Origin of the sequence: Microcoleus sp. FACHB-68, assembly GCF_014695715.1 — a bacterium.
GTDB lineage: Bacteria > Cyanobacteriota > Cyanobacteriia > Cyanobacteriales > Oscillatoriaceae > FACHB-68.
The window spans coordinates 57,245-76,436 of record NZ_JACJOT010000008.1; the positions used below are offsets into that span (position 1 = coordinate 57,245).

The 19,192-nt window shown below is 47.8% G+C and carries 11 protein-coding genes; 7 read left to right on the top strand and 4 right to left on the bottom strand.

Annotated features, from left to right (window positions below; translation table 11 throughout):
• The first annotated feature begins 102 nt into the window (after positions 1 to 102).
• The 5 genes from H6F73_RS09295 to H6F73_RS09315 all read left to right on the top strand — a co-directional run bounded on the left by H6F73_RS09295 (position 103) and on the right by H6F73_RS09315 (position 8,767).
• The gene (locus H6F73_RS09295; protein ID WP_347239508.1) at positions 103 to 1,782 is read left to right on the top strand and encodes a family 10 glycosylhydrolase; all 1,680 of its coding nucleotides are present in this window, start codon (positions 103 to 105) and stop codon (positions 1,780 to 1,782) included.
• Between the two features lie 553 nt (positions 1,783 to 2,335).
• The gene (locus H6F73_RS09300; protein WP_190758530.1) at positions 2,336 to 3,061 is read left to right on the top strand and encodes a hypothetical protein; all 726 of its coding nucleotides are present in this window, start codon (positions 2,336 to 2,338) and stop codon (positions 3,059 to 3,061) included.
• 98 nt (positions 3,062 to 3,159) lie between these two features.
• Positions 3,160 to 5,400 (top strand): polysaccharide biosynthesis tyrosine autokinase, encoded by a 2,241-nt coding sequence (locus H6F73_RS09305; protein WP_190758531.1) that lies wholly within the window; start codon positions 3,160 to 3,162, stop codon positions 5,398 to 5,400.
• A gap of 796 nt (positions 5,401 to 6,196) precedes the next feature.
• Positions 6,197 to 7,429: a WecB/TagA/CpsF family glycosyltransferase gene (locus H6F73_RS09310; protein ID WP_190758532.1), complete on the top strand. Its 1,233-nt coding sequence runs from the start codon at positions 6,197 to 6,199 to the stop codon at positions 7,427 to 7,429.
• Between the two features lie 183 nt (positions 7,430 to 7,612).
• A complete protein-coding gene (locus tag H6F73_RS09315) occupies positions 7,613 to 8,767 on the top strand; it encodes a glycosyltransferase (RefSeq protein WP_347239509.1) in 1,155 nt (384 codons plus the stop codon).
• Positions 8,768 to 9,113: 346 nt separating this feature from the next.
• Here H6F73_RS09315 and H6F73_RS09320 read toward each other — a convergent pair whose 3' ends face one another.
• On the bottom strand, positions 9,114 to 10,664 hold the full coding sequence (locus tag H6F73_RS09320; RefSeq protein WP_190758534.1) for a glycosyltransferase family 2 protein: 1,551 nt from the start codon (positions 10,662 to 10,664) through the stop codon (positions 9,114 to 9,116).
• Positions 10,612 to 11,592, bottom strand: coding sequence for a radical SAM protein (locus H6F73_RS09325; protein ID WP_190758535.1), 981 nt, complete (start codon positions 11,590 to 11,592; stop codon positions 10,612 to 10,614). Before H6F73_RS09325 ends, H6F73_RS09320 begins: the two co-directional genes overlap by 53 nt.
• A gap of 864 nt (positions 11,593 to 12,456) precedes the next feature.
• On the opposite strand from H6F73_RS09325, the gene ebsA reads away from it, so the two are divergent.
• Together ebsA and H6F73_RS09335 are read left to right on the top strand one after the other, a co-directional pair.
• Positions 12,457 to 12,855, top strand: coding sequence for a type IV pilus biogenesis protein EbsA (gene ebsA / locus H6F73_RS09330; protein ID WP_190758536.1), 399 nt, complete (start codon positions 12,457 to 12,459; stop codon positions 12,853 to 12,855).
• Between the two features lie 427 nt (positions 12,856 to 13,282).
• Positions 13,283 to 14,374 carry a DRTGG domain-containing protein gene (locus H6F73_RS09335; protein ID WP_190758537.1) on the top strand — a complete coding sequence of 364 codons (1,092 nt, stop codon included), beginning with the start codon at positions 13,283 to 13,285 and terminating at the stop codon, positions 14,372 to 14,374.
• A 137-nt stretch (positions 14,375 to 14,511) separates the two neighbouring features.
• Here the strand turns inward: H6F73_RS09335 and H6F73_RS09340 are convergent, their stop codons facing one another.
• Both H6F73_RS09340 and H6F73_RS09345 read right to left on the bottom strand, forming a co-directional pair.
• The gene (locus H6F73_RS09340) at positions 14,512 to 16,572 is read right to left on the bottom strand and encodes a DICT sensory domain-containing protein (RefSeq protein ID WP_190758538.1); all 2,061 of its coding nucleotides are present in this window, start codon (positions 16,570 to 16,572) and stop codon (positions 14,512 to 14,514) included.
• A 519-nt stretch (positions 16,573 to 17,091) separates the two neighbouring features.
• Positions 17,092 to 18,936, bottom strand: coding sequence for an ABC transporter ATP-binding protein (locus H6F73_RS09345; RefSeq protein ID WP_190758539.1), 1,845 nt, complete (start codon positions 18,934 to 18,936; stop codon positions 17,092 to 17,094).
• Positions 18,937 to 19,192: the final 256 nt, after the last annotated feature.

Consider the following 19,192-nt stretch of genomic DNA (forward strand, 5'->3'; position numbering starts at 1 on the left):
TCGACGCGGCAGGGTGTTGCTGTCTTTGGATATTGATGCCCCAGTGGCTTTATTAGCTGCTCAGACAACCGCGATTAGATTTCCTGATGTCGGGGTGCATTTGTGGAGTATGAGGTACATCATCTGCAACCACAGGGATTTCCCCTGGCATTTTGTTGTGCGATCATGCTGAAGCAGTCCATTGGGACTGAATCATCGCAACGTAGCTTTCCTTTCGTTCTGCACGCCGGCATGAGTAACTGTCTTATAAAATTTTACCGACCTCTGTTAGCTTTGCGACTCTGGCGGTCAGGGTATCGCGCTTTAGTGACCGCTATGGTGACTGGTGGACTTGTTTATCCCCAGATGCCAATCAAACCCGCCCTAGCAGAAGCCACCGCCTATTGCCAGTTATCTGTAGAGGAAGTTAGTGAAACTGATAACCTGCGCCAAGCTGCTTTTAAAGGGGGCAAAGATGCCCAAAAGCGCTACAAAGAGCGTCTAGCTGAATATGCAGAGCGCTTGCGGCAGTGCCGCAGCCGGACTTGGCCCCAAAATCAGGCGATTTGGCTGCGCTTATATCCCTGCGATATCCAAGAGGGGGTTTTAGAGGCTGTCCTTGATCGAATTGTGGCGCGGGGCTATAACCAAGTTTATGTTGAAGCGTTTTATGATGGCCAAGTGCTGCTGCCGGAGGCAGAAAACAAGAGTCCTTGGCCCTCGGCTGTACGAATGCCAGGCGCAGAAAAGGTCGATCTGCTAGCAGAGGCGATTAAAAAAGGCCATGAACGCGGCCTGAAGGTTTACGCCTGGATGTTTTCGATGAATTTTGGCTATGTCTACTCCCAACGTTCAGACCGGCAGCAAACGCTAGCGCGTCGGGCTAATGGCCAGACCAGTATCTCTGAACCTTCTAAAGATACTGAAACCGACATTAAGGCGGCTGAGGGTGATGTGAGTAAGGTTTTTATTGATCCTTACCACCCTCAAGTGCGACGAGATTATATGTCGGTGCTCAACGCCATCCTGCAGCGCAAACCGGATGGGGTGTTATTCGACTACATTCGCTATCCTCGCAGCACAGGGCCGGCTTCGGTGGTGAGCAAGGTTCAGGATTTGTGGATTTATGGGGAAGCTGCCCAGCAAACGCTCTATCAACGTGCCCTTAACCAGAAGGGTCGGGAATTGATCCGGCGATATGTTACGAAAGGGTTTATTTCTGCCGGTGATGTTGATGAGATTAACGCTCTTTACCCCAAAGAGTCAGAACCCATGTGGCAGGGTCGTAATCCTCAGTCTAGTAAGGCTTTGCAGTCGGTGGCGCAACTGCAATCGGAGCTTTGGTATCTCAGTGTCGCCCATGCTGTGCAAGGTGTTGTTGATTTTCTCACCCTTGCGGGGCAGCCGGTGCAACGCCAAGGAATTCCCGCAGGGGCGGTATTTTTTCCCGGCGCGAATAAAGCGGTGGGTCAAGGCGGGTTTGATTCTCGCTTGCAAGCTTGGGATCGTTTTCCCGGTTCGATGGAGTGGCACCCAATGGCCTATGCCAATTGTGGGGATAAGAATGCCGGCTGCATTATTGAGGAAATTCAGCGGGTTTTGAATATGGCACCGAAAGGAACCCAGGTTATCCCCGCCTTGGCCGGCACTTGGGGCGCTTCGATTAAAAGTCGTCCTTCCCTAGAAGCTCAAATGCTGGCCATTCGCCGAGCGTTCCCCCAAATTAATGGGGTGAGTCATTTTGCTTATTCCTGGCAAGAACCAGAGGCTGATCGCGACCGCAAATACTGCCAGCAACAGTAGTTTTCAGTAATTGTTCGTTGCGCGTTGCTGACTTTCGACCTTCGAGCAATGAACAATTACTGATTGGGACTTAATAAAATGCTGCCGGCATTCATTTTTTATGAAAACCTAAATAACTAAACGATTAAATTACATTATTTAATCAATTCAGAATAATAGAAATAATTGCTAAAAATTTTGGCATAATGCGCCAGGGATGTTGACATTATACAAACGTATCAGAGAAGGCAAGTGACTTTTAGCCATCATCCGGGGTAAACTGGAGTGATAGATTAAGTGGCGAACAGTTGACTTTGAAAAAAGGCTTGATAGAATTTAGGTAGTATTTTTACGGAGTCGGTTAAGTTTTATCGCCCTTAGCCAACCAACTTTTTTAGGGAAAAATCGTTTAAATTAGGATACAGCAACGTTTTAAGCCTGTTATCCTCCCTTCAGTGGCAAATTTATAAGTTCTGCTGAGGAGGTGGCTTTCCAATTTCCACTGCAATTTTGGGCCAAACTGCTGCTAAGTGCAATAGAGTCTAACCCATGAAAATGGTCTAACCTAGCAAATATGACCTCATCTATCCTGCCTTCGCTCCAGCAACTTCAGCCCGCCGCTCTTGTTTCAGGGATGGCACAGGCAGTTGTTTGGGGTGGATGTAGCCTTAAGCAGCAGCGTTATATCCTTAAGTGCCGGCTTTGGGAAATCAAGGCGTTGCAAAACAAGATTGAACAGCACATATTCATCCCATCTTTTCAGCTCGCTCGAAACAGCGACTGTTTTTCTATTGAAAATCTTCAGTCGGCAGCATTCAAACACAAATGCCGGGTTGGTGTGACAGGAAATTTAAAAGCTTTAACAACTTCTGGGTTGGCTAAGAATGAGGAATTTTTAGCACAAATTTTTCAGTTCGTGTCGGCAATTTGCCAAGTTATAAATCGGCTCTTACGCAGCTTAATTAAGCCTGGCGGCACCCCAACCGCAATTGGCGCTCAACTCTTAATGGAAAACAGTTACGGGCAATTGTTAACGAGGCAAAGAGTCATCTGGAAATCCACCATTAGCCAGCAGGCTCAAACGCTTTTGGAATGCGGCATAATAGCTTTTTTTAATCAACCCGAAGTCAACCTTGATCCCAAGAATCATCCGAAAGACACTTTGCGTCTTTTGGTGAGATATCGCAAACTTAATAGAGGAACCAGAAGGGACAGAGTAGTGTGCTGTGGGACGCGAATATTTAGCAAAAAGCGAGTCAGCGTGTTTGCTGGATGGATCAGCAGTGGATCAACTCTGTAATCCCCTACTCATTAATCAGCTGGAGCCGCTTCAGCAAACAACCGCCTTGTTGCTTTGAGCAATAGTGGGCTAACAACACAAAAACGATAAAAATTAACATGGAAACAGAACAAATTCCCCAATTATTATCAATTACCAAGCAGGCCAGACCATTGCAGCAACTACCACCCGTTGATAACGCTGAGTTTACCCCTCCACCTCAAAAAGGATTAAATCTGCGTCCGCTGCTGAGGACTTTGCAGCGGAAAGCTCTGATCGTTATAGGAATTACAGGTTTGGTAGCCGGGGCGGCTTGGTATTTAAACAAAAAATCTCTGCCGACTTATCAAGGGAGTTTTCAGCTTTTAGTCGAACCTGTTTCCTCTGAAGCAAAAATGAGTGAACCCTCTGCTCTTGCTCGGACTGAGGGAGACGCGCCCAATGAAAAATTATTTAGCCTAGATTACCCGACTCAGCTTGAGATATTAAAAGGGCCGGGAATGCTATCAAAGATTGCGGAAGACGTTAGCGCCAAGCACCCCGGCTTTAGCATCGGTAATCTTTACGCCAATTTAACGATTGAACGCATTGGTAAAACGCGACTTAATCAAACCAAAATTCTCCACGTTAGCTATCAAGGCTCAGATCCCAAACTTGTTCAACTTGTATTAGAAAAGACTGCTGAAAAGTATTTAAAATATAGCCTTGAAGAACGAAAAAGCCGCATTGGTGAAGGGGTGAAGTTTATTGACGCTCGACTGCCGGATTTGCAGACGCGAGTTAATACTGTTCAGTCGCAGATACAAAAGCTGCAAGAAAAATATGCCCTGACTGATCCGAAACAGAAAAGCGATGAATTATTTACACAAGTTCGAGAAATCTCAGCCCAGCAATTAGACACGCAAAGACAGATACAAGAGCTACGGGAGCTATACACAACCTTACAGCAACAATTAGACTTAACCCCTCAAGAAGCCCTCGCTGCATCAACTTTGAGCGAAAACCCTAACTATCAAGGGTTGCTGGCAAAGTTGAAAGAAACAGAAAGTCTGATTGCTGTAGAATCTGCCCGGTTTCAGCCTGGGAACCCTTATATTCAAGCTCTAGTGGCTCAACGCCAACAGCTAGTAGATTTGTTGAATCAGGAAGCACAGCGAATTCTTGGCTCGAATCTATCAGATGCGGTCAACACTTCTGAAATAATGAACTTCCAAAACTCTACTCGCTTAGAGTTGATCAAGCAACTGGTTGCGACAGCCAACCAACTTCAGGTGCTAGAGGTTCGCGATCAAGGAATCACACAAACTAAAGCGACCTTGCAAATGCAAGCCCAACAATTCCCAGCAATTGCAAGCCAGTACAGTGAATTGCAGCGGCAGTTAGATATTGCGACTCGGACACTTGATCAACTGTTGAGTCACCGGCAAAAACTGGAAGTCGAAGAGGCTCAAAATGAAGTACCTTGGGAGCTTATTTCTAAGCCAGAACTTCCTAAAGATGCTACCGGCAATATAGCCCCAATTCCCGGCGATTCTAGCAAAAAGCTGATCATCGGCGTGATAGCAGGCCTTGTCCTGGGTACGGGGACTGCTGTCTTCCTAGAGAAATTCCGCAATATTTTCTACAGCGCTAACGATATTAAAGATGCCATTCCTTTACCTGTCTTAGGTGAGATTCCCTTCAATCAAGGAGAGACAAAAGGCTCGAAATCAAGAGCAGGAAACGGCTTAAGAAAACCAATGAAGGACGCTCATAATAGTGCTTCTGAGTATTTGGAAGCTTTTGATTCTCTCTATGCCAGTATCCGTTTTCTGTTTGACAATCAACCAGTCCGTTCCTTGGCTGTTTGCTCGGCTGAAGCTGGGGATGGTAAGTCTATGATCGCTTTACAGCTAGCTCAGACGGCAGCAGCAATGGGACAGCGAGTTCTTTTGGTAGATGCTGATTTACGCCGGCCTCAGCTTCACGAGTGGTTGAATTTACCCAATAGCAAGGGACTTAGTGAACTGCTTGACAGCGAACTTGCTCCAAACAGCTGTGTCCAGCGCTCAACCCTAGCAGAAAATCTTTTTGTGCTGACTGCCGGCCAACCATTACCAGAATCTACCAGATTGCTGGCATCCGCTCAGATGCAATACTTAGTGAAGGAATTTCAAACAACTTTTGATTTAGTAGTCTACGATACTTCTCATCTTCTTAACCTGATGGACGCTAATTTCCTGGCTGCCCATACAGATGGAATTTTAATGGTGGTGGCACTTCGCAAAACCAAGCAGTCTGCAGTTAAAGAAGTTTTAGACCAAATAAACGTTTTTGGATTACCCACCTTAGGTACTGTCGTGAATCACGTGCAGGCTTAGTAAAATCAGAGCTATTTTATTGACAATATTGGGTTTATTTCAGCCCTCACCAGCATTTCAGCGTTTGAGAAGCTCGGGGCTTAGCTGATGCCGTTCTAGCAACCGTGATGCCGGCACAAGCCAAGGACAAGGTGCGAGGAACTGGCTGACGTGCTAGGCATTGAGGGGATATTACCCATGCATAGCCATGCAGCGCTCTTCATAACAGTTGCTTCATTCCTGCTGTTTTTACAGCAGTAGGTGCGTTCGGCAAAATATTCTGCCAATTTGGCAACATCCCATTGTCTCGTCAAGCCAGAATAGAGTGAGGACAGCGCCGATTCACCTGAAACAAACTTGTTCTAGGGGAACTGGCCTGATTAACTGACTGAAACAGAGGGCAAGGCTGCGCCAAACTAAAGTTCTCGGTGCTTGAGGAGGCAAAATTGTGAAAGCTTTAACCCTTAACAATAGCACTCTTAGAGGTTCTAGTTAACTTAAGCTGAGTGTAAGCAAGGTTGTTAAAGTTTTCTCTACCAAAAAGCATATTTTCTTGAAATTTTCATGCAGTCTTCACATTTCTTTGCTAAATTCAGATTAAACTAGGGTTTATACACAGGATGTGGGTGTAGGAGGGTTAGATGATAAAAACTTATGACCATAACAATTAAAGTGGCTATGCACCCCAAAGATAACCTGTTTGGGGCGGTTCCGTTACAGCTCGCAATTTTTAGTCACTGAAAGCTAGAAATACTTGGTTGGATCGCTGTAATTGATTTTTTAGAAGTTTCGTCAGTTAATTAAAGAGAGGTCACAAATGAAAAAAGTAAATATTCTCAATGTTTTCATTGATAACCTATCGATGTCCGAGCTACTAAAAGCACTCGATGTATCTGGGGGTGTGGTATTTACGCCTAATGTCGATCACTTGATTAAGTTACAAAAAAATTATGACTTTAACAAGGCGTACAGTATCGCTAACTACAAAGTTTGCGATAGTAAGGTTTTAATGTATGCTTCAAAATTTTTAGGAAGTCCCCTTAAAGAAAAAATTTCCGGTTCAGATTTGTTCCCAGCTTTCTATGAATATCATAAGAACAATGAAAGCATTAAAATATTCTTGTTAGGGGCGGCTGAAGGTGTAGCCCGGAAAGCCCAAGAAAAAATTAATCGGAAAGTTGGGAGAGAAATTGTAGTTGGTTCGTACTCTCCACCTTTTGGGTTTGAAAACGACGAACGAGAAGCTCAGAATATAATTGAGCGGATTAATGAATCGGGAGCGACGGTACTGGCAATTGGAGTCGGTGCGCCAAAACAGGAAAAATGGCTTTTACAATACAAGGAAAAGCTAAAAAACATCAAAATATTCTTGGCGATCGGTGCCACGATTGACTTTGAAGCCGGCCACAAACCCAGATCGCCAAAATGGATGAGTGAGTTGGGAATAGAGTGGCTGTTTAGACTTCAGTCTGAGCCACAGCGGCTATGGAAAAGATATCTATTAGAGGATACGGCTTTCTTCTGGCTGATCTTAAAGCAGAAGCTTAATCTCTACCGCGCTCCCCTGGCAACGCATGATGCGGGTGTGAAGCAAGTAACACCAAAAGCTCAAAACTTAAAACCCATCGGTCAGCTTTTGCAACAGGCAAACTTGCTCTCACCAGATCAGGTGGCAACAGTCCTCCAAGAGCAGGCTAAGCAAAAACACCACCAGCGGTTTGGGGAAATCCTGGTGCGCCTAGGATGGCTTAACCCAAAAACGGTTGACTTTTTTGCCGAAGAATTGCCAAAGTTGACGACGACTAGCTACAGACAGCCGTTAGGTCAGTATCTCAAATCTGCCGGCTTGTTAAATGACGCTCAAATTAACACCATCCTCAAATACCAAGCCCAAACAGGGTTGCGTTTTGGAGAAATCGCTGTCAGCCAAGGGTGGGTTAAGCAAGAAACTATCAATTTTTTACTGCATTACATTTCTCCTAACCAAATGTTAGTGCCGGTAGAAGCATCGGGAAATTCAACTCACCGCCAAGTGGTACAAAGTTATTAAACACATCTTTAGAAGGTGAAAGCAAATATTGAGTGTCTGATTTAGCAGAACCATTATTTGCTTAACCCTTCGTAAAGAGCGAACCTGAGCAAAGTTAAATCAGCGTAGCAAAGTTTTGTCACCCATTAATCAGTGAGCTTACTTCTTGACATTTTTTTGTTAGTAATTGCGCTCGGACTTCTCGTGCCGGTCGCAGTTCTTTTTATTGAATGCTGTGCAGCCTTACTGCCGATTCGCTCCGAATCAAACAGTGGTGAAATTCCTAGACCCTGCATTGCTGTTTTGATCCCCGCTCACAATGAAGCCTCTGGAATTGGCGAAACTTTAAAGACGATATTGCCACAGCTAACCGAGCGCGACCGCTTAATCGTTATTGCTGATAATTGTAATGATGAAACAGCACTCATTGCGCGTAGCTTTGGCGCAACCGTCCTCGAACGAAAAGATGCTGAACGAAGAGGCAAAGGGTACGCCTTAGATTATGGCTTGGGGTTGATTGAGCAAGACCCGCCTGAAGTGGTTGTTTTAGTCGATGCCGATTGTATCGTTCATACCGGCACAATTGATAGAATTGCCCGACTTGCTGCTGCAAAGGGGCAGCCGGTGCAAGCAACTTACCTGATGGAACAGCCGGCCAACCCAAAACCCAAAGATGCAGTTTCAGCACTAGCATTTACAGTTAAAAATCTCGTTCGTCCCAGTGGATTGAGCCGGCTAGGGCTGCCTTGCTTGCTAACAGGTACAGGGATGGCATTCCCGTGGTCAATCATTCGCGAAGCCCCTTTAGCGAGTGGCAATATTGTTGAGGATATGCAACTTGCTTTAGACTTAGCAATAGCCGGCCACCCAGCAGTATTTTGTGGCGAGGCGAGAGTTACAGGGCTTCTACCCCAGCAAGAGCAAGCAGCCACAAGTCAGAGAACGAGATGGGAACACGGTCATTTGCAGACCCTGCTAACACAAGTTCCCCGACTGTTAAAAGCCTCAATTCAGCAAACACGTTTCGATCTTTTATCAATCGCTTTAGATTTATTCGTCCCCCCGCTTTCCCTGTTAGTCATGCTGTGGGGTGCTGCTACGGGAGGCGCATTACTAGCAGCAACCTTGGGATTTTCATCGGTTCCCGCGATTATTTTAGCCTCACAAGGGCTACTCATTTTTATCTCAATATTCGGCGCGTGGGCAAAATTCGGGCGTGCAGACTTACCTATCCAGACACTTTTAGCCGTCCCGTTTTACATTCTTTGGAAAATCCCACTTTATTTCGCTTTTCTGATTCGGCCTCAAACAAAATGGGTTCGCACAGAACGAGATTCAGTGAACGCACCAAAACCTTAAACAGCTTTCCCACGTCAACCCTTAACTCAACATCTCATTCTATTTCCAACTATCAACAGATCCCTGACTGCCACCCTTAACCCATCTGCGTTTATCTGCGGTTAAAAACCTTAGCTTCAACATCTCACCCTATTTCCAACTACCCGCAGATCCCTGACCGCCACCCTTAACCGATCTGTGTATGCCTATGCCTATGCCTATGCCTATGCCTTCGGCACGCTACGCTTAACGGTAGGCTACGCTATCATCTGTGGTTGAAAAACACATTCTTGTTCCTCAAACGCACCAAAAACAAAAGTGAAGAGTGAACTAAAAACCAGCCCACTCTTCACTTCAAAAGTTAAACTCACACCTTGCCTTGATGCACCGTCTTCACCCATTTCAGGCGCTTAGGACGCACCGAAATCCGGGCAGTGACACTAGCCATCACAACGATCCAGTGGAACATATATAACATCCCGCGCAGCGTTTGCAACAGCGTGACAAAAAAGGAAGAAGAATGAAGCGATAAATTCTTCTGAGAAAGCAAAGAAGGAGAGTGAATTTGAGACTCATCCTTCAGAGTTCCTAATTTATCCCGCCCCAGACGGATACGCTTGATGCCGGTAAACATCGCCACCACAGACATCACGAGCATCACAGCACTAATTGGACTGTACACCGGCATCCGTTTAAGCGCCAGCGCCATCAAACTGTCTGGCACCGCCGCGATCGGCAAGAAATACTGGATAATCCAGAACATAAACATATCCCAAGTTTTCCGAAAACCCATGCGGTTGCGGAAAATCAGTGGCCAGTAGTCGAGATAGCGCTGGTAGCCCCCTTCTGCCCAGCGGTTACGCTGATGCCATAGCGCCCAGGGATGAGTCACGCCTTCCTCATCCACCGGCACCAAGGTAAATTCAATGTCCCACCCTTCCAGGTGCAGGCGCACGGTTAAATCCAGATCATCCGTGATCGTCAGTTCATTAAAGCCGCCGCAGCCTTCTAAAGCAGACCGGCGAATAAACTGGCCATTACCCCGAAGTTCTCCAACACCACCGATAGCTATGCGCTGCTGCTGAAAGTAAGAGTCTAAAGCCATCTCAGCCGCTTGGCCACGAGTCCAGAAATTAACATCCGTGTTGGCAATAGCTTTTTGCATCTGCACCGCCCCCACTTCTTCGCGTTCAAACAGTGGCAGCACCCGACGCAGCATATCCGGACTAACGTGGGCGTCAGCATCAAAAACAGCCAAAATTTCGCCACGGGTAAGCGGTAAGACTTGATTTAAAGCCCCAGATTTACCCCCGCCGGCACCGGCAGCCCGATGGAACACTTTAAGCTGTTCGTATTCAGTTTCCAGTCGATCTAACAGCTCTGGCGTGCGATCTGTGCTGTGATCATCAATAACCCAAAGCTCGTAACGGTCTGCTGGGTAGTCAAGATCACACAGCGTCTTCACTAACTGGGCAATGACCGCCTCCTCATTTTTGGCCGCCACTAATAAAGAGACAGACGGCCAATTATCTCGGCTGTCATCTGACAGCGGTTCAGGGGTTTCACCGGGCTTGGTTCGCAAGACACGCACCCCATGAATCACCATCGCCCCTGTAAAACCCAGCACCAGCCAGGTGCCCCAAGACAGTAAATGGAGAGCGATCGTACCGCTCCAGACAATCGTTAAGACAACAGCCGCCTTGCGTCTGCGACCCTCAGAGAACTGCCCTGTTTTGAGTTCTGAGTCTTGTGTGGGTTCAGCAGCAGAGGAGGATTCGGGCACAGGTGAAAAATTTCCCGCCCCTGTGCTCACTCGCTCCTCTGCTTCCCTACGCAAGAGTTCTGCCTCAGATGGATCAGCAAGATCAGACCACAGCTCGCTGTAAGAATCGTTTTCGGGCCACGAATTCGCCGGCATAGGTTATTTGATTCAAAAACCAATATTTGTCAACACCCTTAAAGAAACTGGGGATCAAGTAACACCATACCGTACAACCTTCGCACACGGATAACTTCCCTTGAGAAACGCGGAATTTTTCCACTTCTTCTGACTCTCGGTAGAGTTCATACAGCTTTCCATCAATGGGAACGCCGGCTTGGGCAAAGTGGTAACAGGGTAACAACAGCTTGTTATCTGGCGAAATAGCAATTACAGCTTCCACCGCTTTGCAGCGAGGATTGTTAGTGTCGTTGCCCCCAGCTTCAATGAAAGCTAATGCAGCCTTATTGTAGCCAAGATTGCTGTACTTCTTGCCTGCTGCTTCAATGGCAGCCACCATATCTGGGGTAGGGTTTTTCTTGGAGTTGTAGTTGTCGTGGGCGGTGAAAGCAGGGTTGAGCCACACTCGAACATTTAACTGTTGGCCGAGTTCTGCGACTTCTCCCAGGCGATTGTAGTTTTGGGCAGTGACGGTATGGTTGAGCACGGGATACTCACCCAGAGAAATGGCGATTTTGACTGATTCTACTAAGGTGTCAAAAATCTTTACGCCCCGTGATTGGTCGTGCGTTTCTGCATCTCCACCATCTAGAGAGAAATTTAAGAAATCTACTAAACCCTGAATTTCTTTGGCTTTTTTGGGATAAAGGATGGTGTTCGTGGTCATGCTGGTCACGAAACCCTGTTTTTTGGCTTCCGTGTAAATCTGGCCAACATCTTGGCGCAGCAGAGGTTCGCCGCCGGTGAAATCCACATATTTAACGCCTAAGCGCCGCAAATCTTTTAAATTTTGCTGAATAGTGGCAAAATCGGCTTCGTTGTTGGCTTCTAGCGCCCAAATGTTGCAAAAGTGACAACGGGCGTTGCAGCGATATGTTAGGTAGTAATTGGCTACGAGTGGGGCCATAGGTTCCTATCGTTTTGTTGCGTACTGTTAACCAATGAGGGGTTTGGGGAGTTATCGCCCCGCGCTTACCCGAAAAAGTCAGCGCCCTTGATATATGATGAACGCCTCAAGGCCGGGTGAGGGGTAAGTGTGCCCGAACACTGCCAATATCTTACGCTACTCATCCAAAATCTTTGTTATATTCATTGGGATTATTGCCTTAAGCAATAAAGCATAAAATTATTAAGGCTGAGGCAGGCTGTCAAAGACCGCATTTAGCCTAACGAGTAAGAACACTACATTCGCTCATAGCTTTGGCTGTGCTCGTTGGAATTATGCGCTAAATCAGTTCATTGAACTTTACAAAAAGACAGACAAGGCACTTGGGCAATCTCCTCTCAACCCATTGCTGTCAGGGCTGAAAAGAAAGTATAAATGCTGGCGCGAGTGCTACAGTCAGATATTTCAAGCAACCATACTCAACTTGACACCGGCTTGCCAAAACTTTTTTGAAAAACGAAGGCGAGAAAAGAAGCCCGTACTGTATGCGATTTGGGTTGTTCACACTTTTTCATGAAAATTGAGGCGGCGTTGAAAAACAGTCAACATTTATATTAATTGGAAAAAAGCAGTCGGGTTGGTTGCCGATGGCCGGCTTTTTCGCCTGAGCTAAGGCTAAGATCGGTTGACGGTAAGGGTGAGAGAGGTGGAGGGGCAACCCTAAATCCGATCTGAACGGGTAGCCGCTACTGAGGCTGAATGCAAACAAAACGGTGCGCTTGCCCAGTCGTGATCCCTTAACTCTGCCGGCGCTGATAGTGCCGGCAGCGAACTCGCACAATTGCCCTACTGTAAAGAATTCAGGGAAAGGAAACACAGAAAAATATGAGTATATCGGTAATTGATCAACTTCAGCCGGCAGATAACCGGCAATACAGTCTCTATGTGCCCTACTACCAAGGCAACAAGCGCAATGTTCTGCCCCTGGCAATTAGCCTGTATATGCGGGGAAATTTGGAAGGGGCGCGAAAAATAGAGGGCGGTGAGAATATTCCGTTTGTGGCGACTTGGAATGTTTCGACGATTCCTGCGGATCTGACAAATTGCCGGATGCAGTTTGATACCAAGGGGGAGCAACTGAGTTATGTGGTGACGATGGCCAATTTTGAGTTTATCGATTTTTTAATCGATATGATCGTCAATTACAAGCGTTCTGAAAAAAATTCACGATTGGTGGATTTTTCAACAGGATTTTACCGCAAACTGCTGCGCCGGGATGAATGATCTTTTGGTCAAAGAACCTTTGTTGGGGTGAGTGGCGGCGGGAGGCGAGAACCTACGGATGACAAGGAAAGGAGACGCATAGGGGCGCTTGGGTGAACCTGTAGTCATTAGTGAGGGTAGAGCAAGAGGGGCTGAAAGAGGTACACAAATCGGTCATCTGATCCGGGAAGGAGAATGATCACCGGCAGTTGTTTTTTAATCGACTCTGACAGCGCTATACTTGCTATTCCCCTTTTTCTCGTTTCACTTTTGTGGGGAAAAGATTCTTTCGGCATTTTTTAAAAGTCTTGGAATAAAGCGCTGCTGGGAAAATACTGGCTTTTGAGTTGGGTTTTTCCCGTGCCGGTTGGGGCGCAGTTTGTAAAGAGTCTTTAAAATTGGGTAAAAGACCGGCCTACGTGTGGATTTTGAAATAAGGAGTTAGGATGTGCCAAAAATTGCTAAGTATCTAGTGATTGGATCGACAGAAGCTTATAGTGGCAAGTCAGCAACGGTTGTGGGTATCGCCCATCAGTTGCAGCAAAAAGGAGTCGATATTGCTTACGGCAAACCGCTAGGAACCTGTCCTAGTGAGAATCAGGCAGATGGGATAGATGAGGATGTGCGGTTTGTGGGGGAGACTCTGAACCTTTCCGGCAACCGGCTGCTATCTCCTCTGGTGTTTCTGGATGAGGAGACGATTACTAAACGCCTTCAAGGGGAAGATCGAACGAATTATTCAGAAGCACTGGCCCAATCGATGCAGGGTCCAGCGGGTTCTTTAGTTTTGCTGGAAGGTGCCGGCACAATGGATGAAGGCATTTTGCTGAATTTGTCTTTGTTGCAAGTGTCGGAAAGACTGGACGCGTCGGTTCTATTGGTGACACGTTTCCGATCAGCCTTGACTGCTGGAATTGTTCTGGCGGCTAAACAGCGGTTGGGCGACCGGCTGGGAGGAGTGTTGCTCAATGATATTCCTCAGCAACAGATGGAGTTTGCGGAAACGCTGGTGCGCCCTTTTCTAGAGTCTCAGGGAGTGCCGGTGTTGGGGATGCTGCCCAGGAGTGCGCTGTTGCGAAGTGTGAGTGTGGCTGAGTTGACACACCGGCTGAAAGCAGAGGTACTGTGCCGGCCTGATCGCTTGGATTTGATGGTAGAAAGTCTCAAGATTGGGGCGATGAATGTTAATTCCGCCATTAAGTATTTTTCTGAAGGGAGAAATATGGCGGTGGTAACGGGTGGAGATCGCAGTGATATTCAGATTGCGGCCCTAGACAGTTACACTCAATGTTTGATTTTAACCGGCTCGATGGCTCCCTCTCAAATCGTTTTGAACCGGGCTGAAGAAATGGAGGTGCCGGTGCTGTCGGTTGATTTGGATACCTTGACAACGGTGGAAATTATTGAACACGCTTTGGGCCAGGTGCGGCTTCAAGAGCCGGTGAAGGTAGAATACATCCGTCAAATGATGGCTGAGCATTTCGATATTGACCGCTTGCTGGCACGGCTGGGATTGGAGCCGGTGGCGGCGAGGAAGTAGAACTCAGACGTTGACATCCTCCCACCGCTAACTCAAAGTAGCGAATATAGCGGGGGATGCCAAGGTGAATCGTCGCAAACAAGGGGCTATTACTTCCCTCACCCGCGCACCCCAATCTTCCCTACAGCACCGGCAGATTAACTCAGCGTCGTTCGACGACGACCCGAACCGGCATTACTACGCCGAGAGCGACCCCCTCGCGGTTGAGGTTCGGGTTTAGGCGCGGTTTCCTGCCCCCCCTGTGCAATGGGGATCGTAAAGTGAAACTCACTGCCCTGGTCTTTTCCAGGAGAGAGTGCCCAAATCTGGCCACCCCAGCCCGTAACAATTTGCCGGCAAATAGCCAATCCTAAGCCGGTGCCGCCGGCTGTGCGCCGCAACGCCCCTTCCTCTTGATAGAATCGGTCGAAAATAGCATCCAGCCGGTTGGGTTCAATCCCGCGCCCCGTATCTGCGACCAGAACTTCAACCAGTTGTGAGCCGTTAGAGTGAGCTTCGATCCTCACCTGACCCTGAGATTGGTTAAATTTGCAAGCATTGTCAAGTAGTTTCGCCAGCACCTCTACCAGCCACTCGCCATCAGCTTGCACCAAAGGCAAATCCTCTGGCACTTGCGTTGTAATCTGGATCGGCGCTTCCTCGGAACGACGGGCGCGAATACTGCTGAGAGCGAGTTCCACACACTCTTGTAAAGGCAAGGGTTCTGGATGCCATTCTACCCGTCCGCTTTCTAAGCGGGACAGGGTGAGAAAGTCTTGCACCAGTTTGCGGAGCCGGTCGGCGTCTGCTACAGCCGAACTCAGCATCACCTGTCGGACTTCTATCGGCATATCTGGATCGCTAACCATACTTTCCAGGCAAACCTGGATTGTGGACAAGGGCGTGCGGAGTTCGTGGCCGGTGATGGCAATTAAGTTGCTGCGGGTGCGGTCGAGGGCTTCTAACTGCTGGTTGAGGTCTTCTAGGTTGGCGTAGGCTTCTGCTTGAATCAAAGCAACGCCGACTTGAGCGGCAATGGCATCTACTAGCGCTAATTCGTCCTCCTCCCACCGGCGGGGGGTTGAGCTACAGTGCTGCAATTCCACCATGCCGACTAACTGGCTTTGATGCAACACCGGCACCATTAACCACGAACCGATTTGCCACTGACGCACGAGGGCTTGCATTTTTGCGCCGGCTAACCGAGTGTCTGTCTCGGCATTCTCCACGTAAACTCGCTCCCCGTGTCGCACTGCTTCTTGAAATAGGGGATTACTTTGAATTGGCCAGATCTGGCCGGCCAGGGGCTTGATGCCGGTGCCTAAAAACTCGTACAAAATCGTTGCGGTGGCATCTGTTGCCTTGCACCGATAAATCAAACACCGGCACGCATTCAGCGCCTGTCCTAATTCTTGTACTGCGACTTTAAAAATTTCTGCTGGATTGAGTGATTGCCGAATTGCCGCAGTAATCGAGTTAACCATACGCTCTTTCCGCTCTTGGGCGGCAATCGAGCCATAAGTCTTGAGCAACTTGTGCTGTCCTGCTTGCAGATAAGTCACCAAGCGCTGGGCGAACGGGCCGGGATCGACGTTTTGAAATCCCAGCTCTCCTGCTGCTTGCGATGATGTTGCAAGATTATAAAGATTTCTTGCCCGCTCTATTTTGTCAGCGAGTTCGGGCCGGTATTTCAAAATTCGGCTCAGGATTAACCCAGCGGCGGTGGAACTCACCTGCCGGTCAAATGTCCAAATTCCCTCAAACCGGCGAGCTTGATCCATTTCCGCCAGATCGGGAAGCTTGCCGGTCTGGCCGGTGCTGCGTTTGCTGCTGGCTGGCATCTCTCGTTCTTGACAGATCAAGCAGGTGGCATAAGCCGGCGCAATCACGATTAAATGCCACTCCTGACTCAACCGATCAGTCGGCTTGAATGCCACCGTCTCGTATACATCTGAGGCATTGGTGAAATCGGTTTCCGGGGCCGCCAGCACATAAACCTGATCGGTTTTTTGGGCGATGCGCCGATAACGGTGCGCCTCCTGACGGTAAAAGCGCTCTCGCTGGAAACTGGCAATCACCAAAGGCTGCTCCGAGCCGGCCAGAACTTGGTCTTCAATTGCGTGGGAAAGCGCCGTTAAGGAAGACTTGAAATAAATCTGTGACCGCAGCTGGGGCAAGGCTTGCAGCAGGTCTTCGAGCACGGAATTAGAGAAGCTCATCGATCGTCTATGTCAATCCAATCTGGGCAAAATCCATGACACAGCGGCGCGGCGATGGCTGTATCTGACGCCCAAGCCCCACATACAGCTACCCTCTTGCTCGTTGGCCATTCACACATCTGGGCACTCCACGGCAGCCAGTAAAGCTCGGCATCACCGGCAATCTGTGAGTGCAGAGGCAGCGGCGGGGAACCCGAAGCCTCCTTTAGTTATTGGAGCGCAGTTGATGCAATTGCCGTGGATAAGCGCAACAATCGGCTATTAGCTAACTATACATTTTCCGGGATCGCACAGCTGTTATAAGCCAAAGAAGAGCCGACGAAAGATGTTTGCCGTACTTAAAACTTAATCATTTGAGCAATAATTACTTACCCAATTTGAATTATTAACACACGTTAACAATGTTGAAGAACCGTTACAGTTCGTGGGGAAATGTTTATATCTGGGTATTTTTCTAGATTGAGCCGGTAGAGTCAGGCAGATGATGGACGCAATTGCCCATCATCAACCGACCTATCCCTAAGCGAGTAATTCACCTGTTTCTTGGAGGGTGTGAAGTCTTTGGTAAATGCCTTCTTGGCGCAGCAATTCTTCATGGCTACCGACTTCCACAATCCGCCCCTGATCGAGTACAACAATTTTGTCAGCTTCCCTTACGGTACTAAGCCGGTGAGCGATAATAATTGTGGTGCGGGTGCCGAGGATGGAACCCATCGCCAGCTGAATTGAGCGTTCTGATTCATAATCTAAGCTGGAAGTCGCTTCATCAAAGATCAGCACGTCGGGTTCAACCAGCAACGCTCGTGCAATTCCCAGCCGCTGTTTCTGACCGCCTGATAATCGAACGCCTCGCTCGCCTACCATTGTGTAGTACCCTTTGTCAAGGGTATTGATAAATTCATCTGCTCTGGCAATACGGCAAGCTTCCTGCACTTGCTCAAACGTTGCTTGTTTGTTGCCATAGATGAGGTTATCGAGCAAAGTGCCGTTGAAGATATCCACATCTTGGTGAACGATGGCTAATCTGCGCCGATACCGGCTGACATCGAGGGTGCGAATATCCTCGCCATCCATCAAAATGCGGCCTGAATTCGCTTCAAAATACCGAAACAGCAATTTTACTAGGGTAGATTTGCCTGAACCGGATCGCCCTACTAAGGCAACCGTTTGATAAGGTTCAATTAACAAATTCACATCCTGCAATACGGGACGTGCGGGATCGTAGCCAAAGGTAAGATGGGAAAATTCTACTTTGCCGGTGAACTGATAGAAGGATTCTGAAGGATTAACCTTGCCTTCTAAGGTTGGGGGTGCCGGTTTTGACAAGGTAGCGGCATCAATTCCATCTGGCATCTGCATAAATTCATGAAACCGCATCATCGAGGCATAGCGCCGCGCAAAGGTTTCAGCCAGTTGACTGAGAGGACTGAGTTCTGAGTAAGCCATGCTGGCTAGGGTAAAGGTGGTAACAAAGTGTCCCAGAGACATTTGTCCGCCAAGTGTGGCAACGAGGGTGAAGCCGAGAACCGAAAACAGACAAAATTGCACAAAGGTGGTTTGCCAAGTGCTTAATTGGGTGTAACCCCGGTGGATGCGATAGTCAACAACGGCGAACTCGCGATTTAAACGCTGGCGCTGCCGGTGGAGTTCCACAGATTCGGTGGCAAAGGCTTTGACGGTTTTGATGTTTGTGACAATTTCTGAGGTGCGGCTTTCGGTATTTTCCATGTAGCGATCTAAAATCTGCTCTCGCTCAATGAGTTGTTTGAGATTTTTGATCGTGAAGCTGAGGACAAATATGAAGGAAAGCAGAAAAAATACTGCGATCTGCCACTGCATTAACCAGATAATTGCAAAAATTCCTAGCAGCCGGCAAAGTTTGGGAATGAGTTGACCGGCAATTTCTGGATACCCCCAAGTGTGGTTGGCGATGCCTCTGGCAACCCGACCGGCAATGCGTCCGGGGTTATTTTCGTCGTAAAATTCTAGTGGCAGGGTGAGGATTTTTGCCAGGACACTTTGAGAGTGATCCCGGCGGGTACGCAGCGCAATATCCCAGTGAAACCAAGATCCCACCCAAGGTTGCACCGGCGCTTTGAACACGGTTACCAAAAAAGTTAACCCCATTAACACGCCTAATGAGAGGGGTTTTCCTGCCGGTAAGTCGCTAATTTTTCCAATGGTTGCAATTAAGTTTTGAGTGATCCCATCTACTTTGCCATCAGAAAGGACGTTGAGAATTTGGCCAATCGTGTAGGGGACAACCAAATCAATGATTTCAAAGGTACTAGAGGCCGTAATGCTAAAAATTGCGCCTCTTGAATACTGCCGGTAGTAGTTAAGGATATCCCGAAATGTTGCCATAGCCCTCCTTTTCAAAGCGGCTCATGCAGAACTTGAGGGGGAGTTCTTCACAAGCAGGCGCTTTTGTAATATTCGTACTACATTGTAAGCTAAAAAATCCTGCGTTTCTGCTTAACAAAAGTTAAAAATTGGGTTAACTTTAAGCTCTTATGCGGTTAAATTACATATTTGCATGAGAAAGGCAGAGGATATTCTGTTTCCCCTGCCTTTCTGTTTGCCGGCACTCTCCTGCACATTAGATGCATGACGGGCGCTG

What these genes read in the sequence shown, in the direction of transcription:
- H6F73_RS09300 (WP_190758530.1), top strand. Translation starts at nt 2,336, where the DNA reads ATGACCTCATCTATCCTGCCTTCGCTCCAGCAACTTCAGCCCGCCGCT.
- H6F73_RS09305 (WP_190758531.1), top strand. Translation starts at nt 3,160, where the DNA reads ATGGAAACAGAACAAATTCCCCAATTATTATCAATTACCAAGCAGGCC.
- H6F73_RS09310 (WP_190758532.1), top strand. Translation starts at nt 6,197, where the DNA reads ATGAAAAAAGTAAATATTCTCAATGTTTTCATTGATAACCTATCGATG.
- H6F73_RS09320 (WP_190758534.1), bottom strand. Translation starts at nt 10,664, where the DNA reads ATGCCGGCGAATTCGTGGCCCGAAAACGATTCTTACAGCGAGCTGTGG.
- H6F73_RS09325 (WP_190758535.1), bottom strand. Translation starts at nt 11,592, where the DNA reads ATGGCCCCACTCGTAGCCAATTACTACCTAACATATCGCTGCAACGCC.
- ebsA (WP_190758536.1), top strand. Translation starts at nt 12,457, where the DNA reads ATGAGTATATCGGTAATTGATCAACTTCAGCCGGCAGATAACCGGCAA.
- H6F73_RS09340 (WP_190758538.1), bottom strand. Translation starts at nt 16,572, where the DNA reads ATGAGCTTCTCTAATTCCGTGCTCGAAGACCTGCTGCAAGCCTTGCCC.
- H6F73_RS09345 (WP_190758539.1), bottom strand. Translation starts at nt 18,936, where the DNA reads ATGGCAACATTTCGGGATATCCTTAACTACTACCGGCAGTATTCAAGA.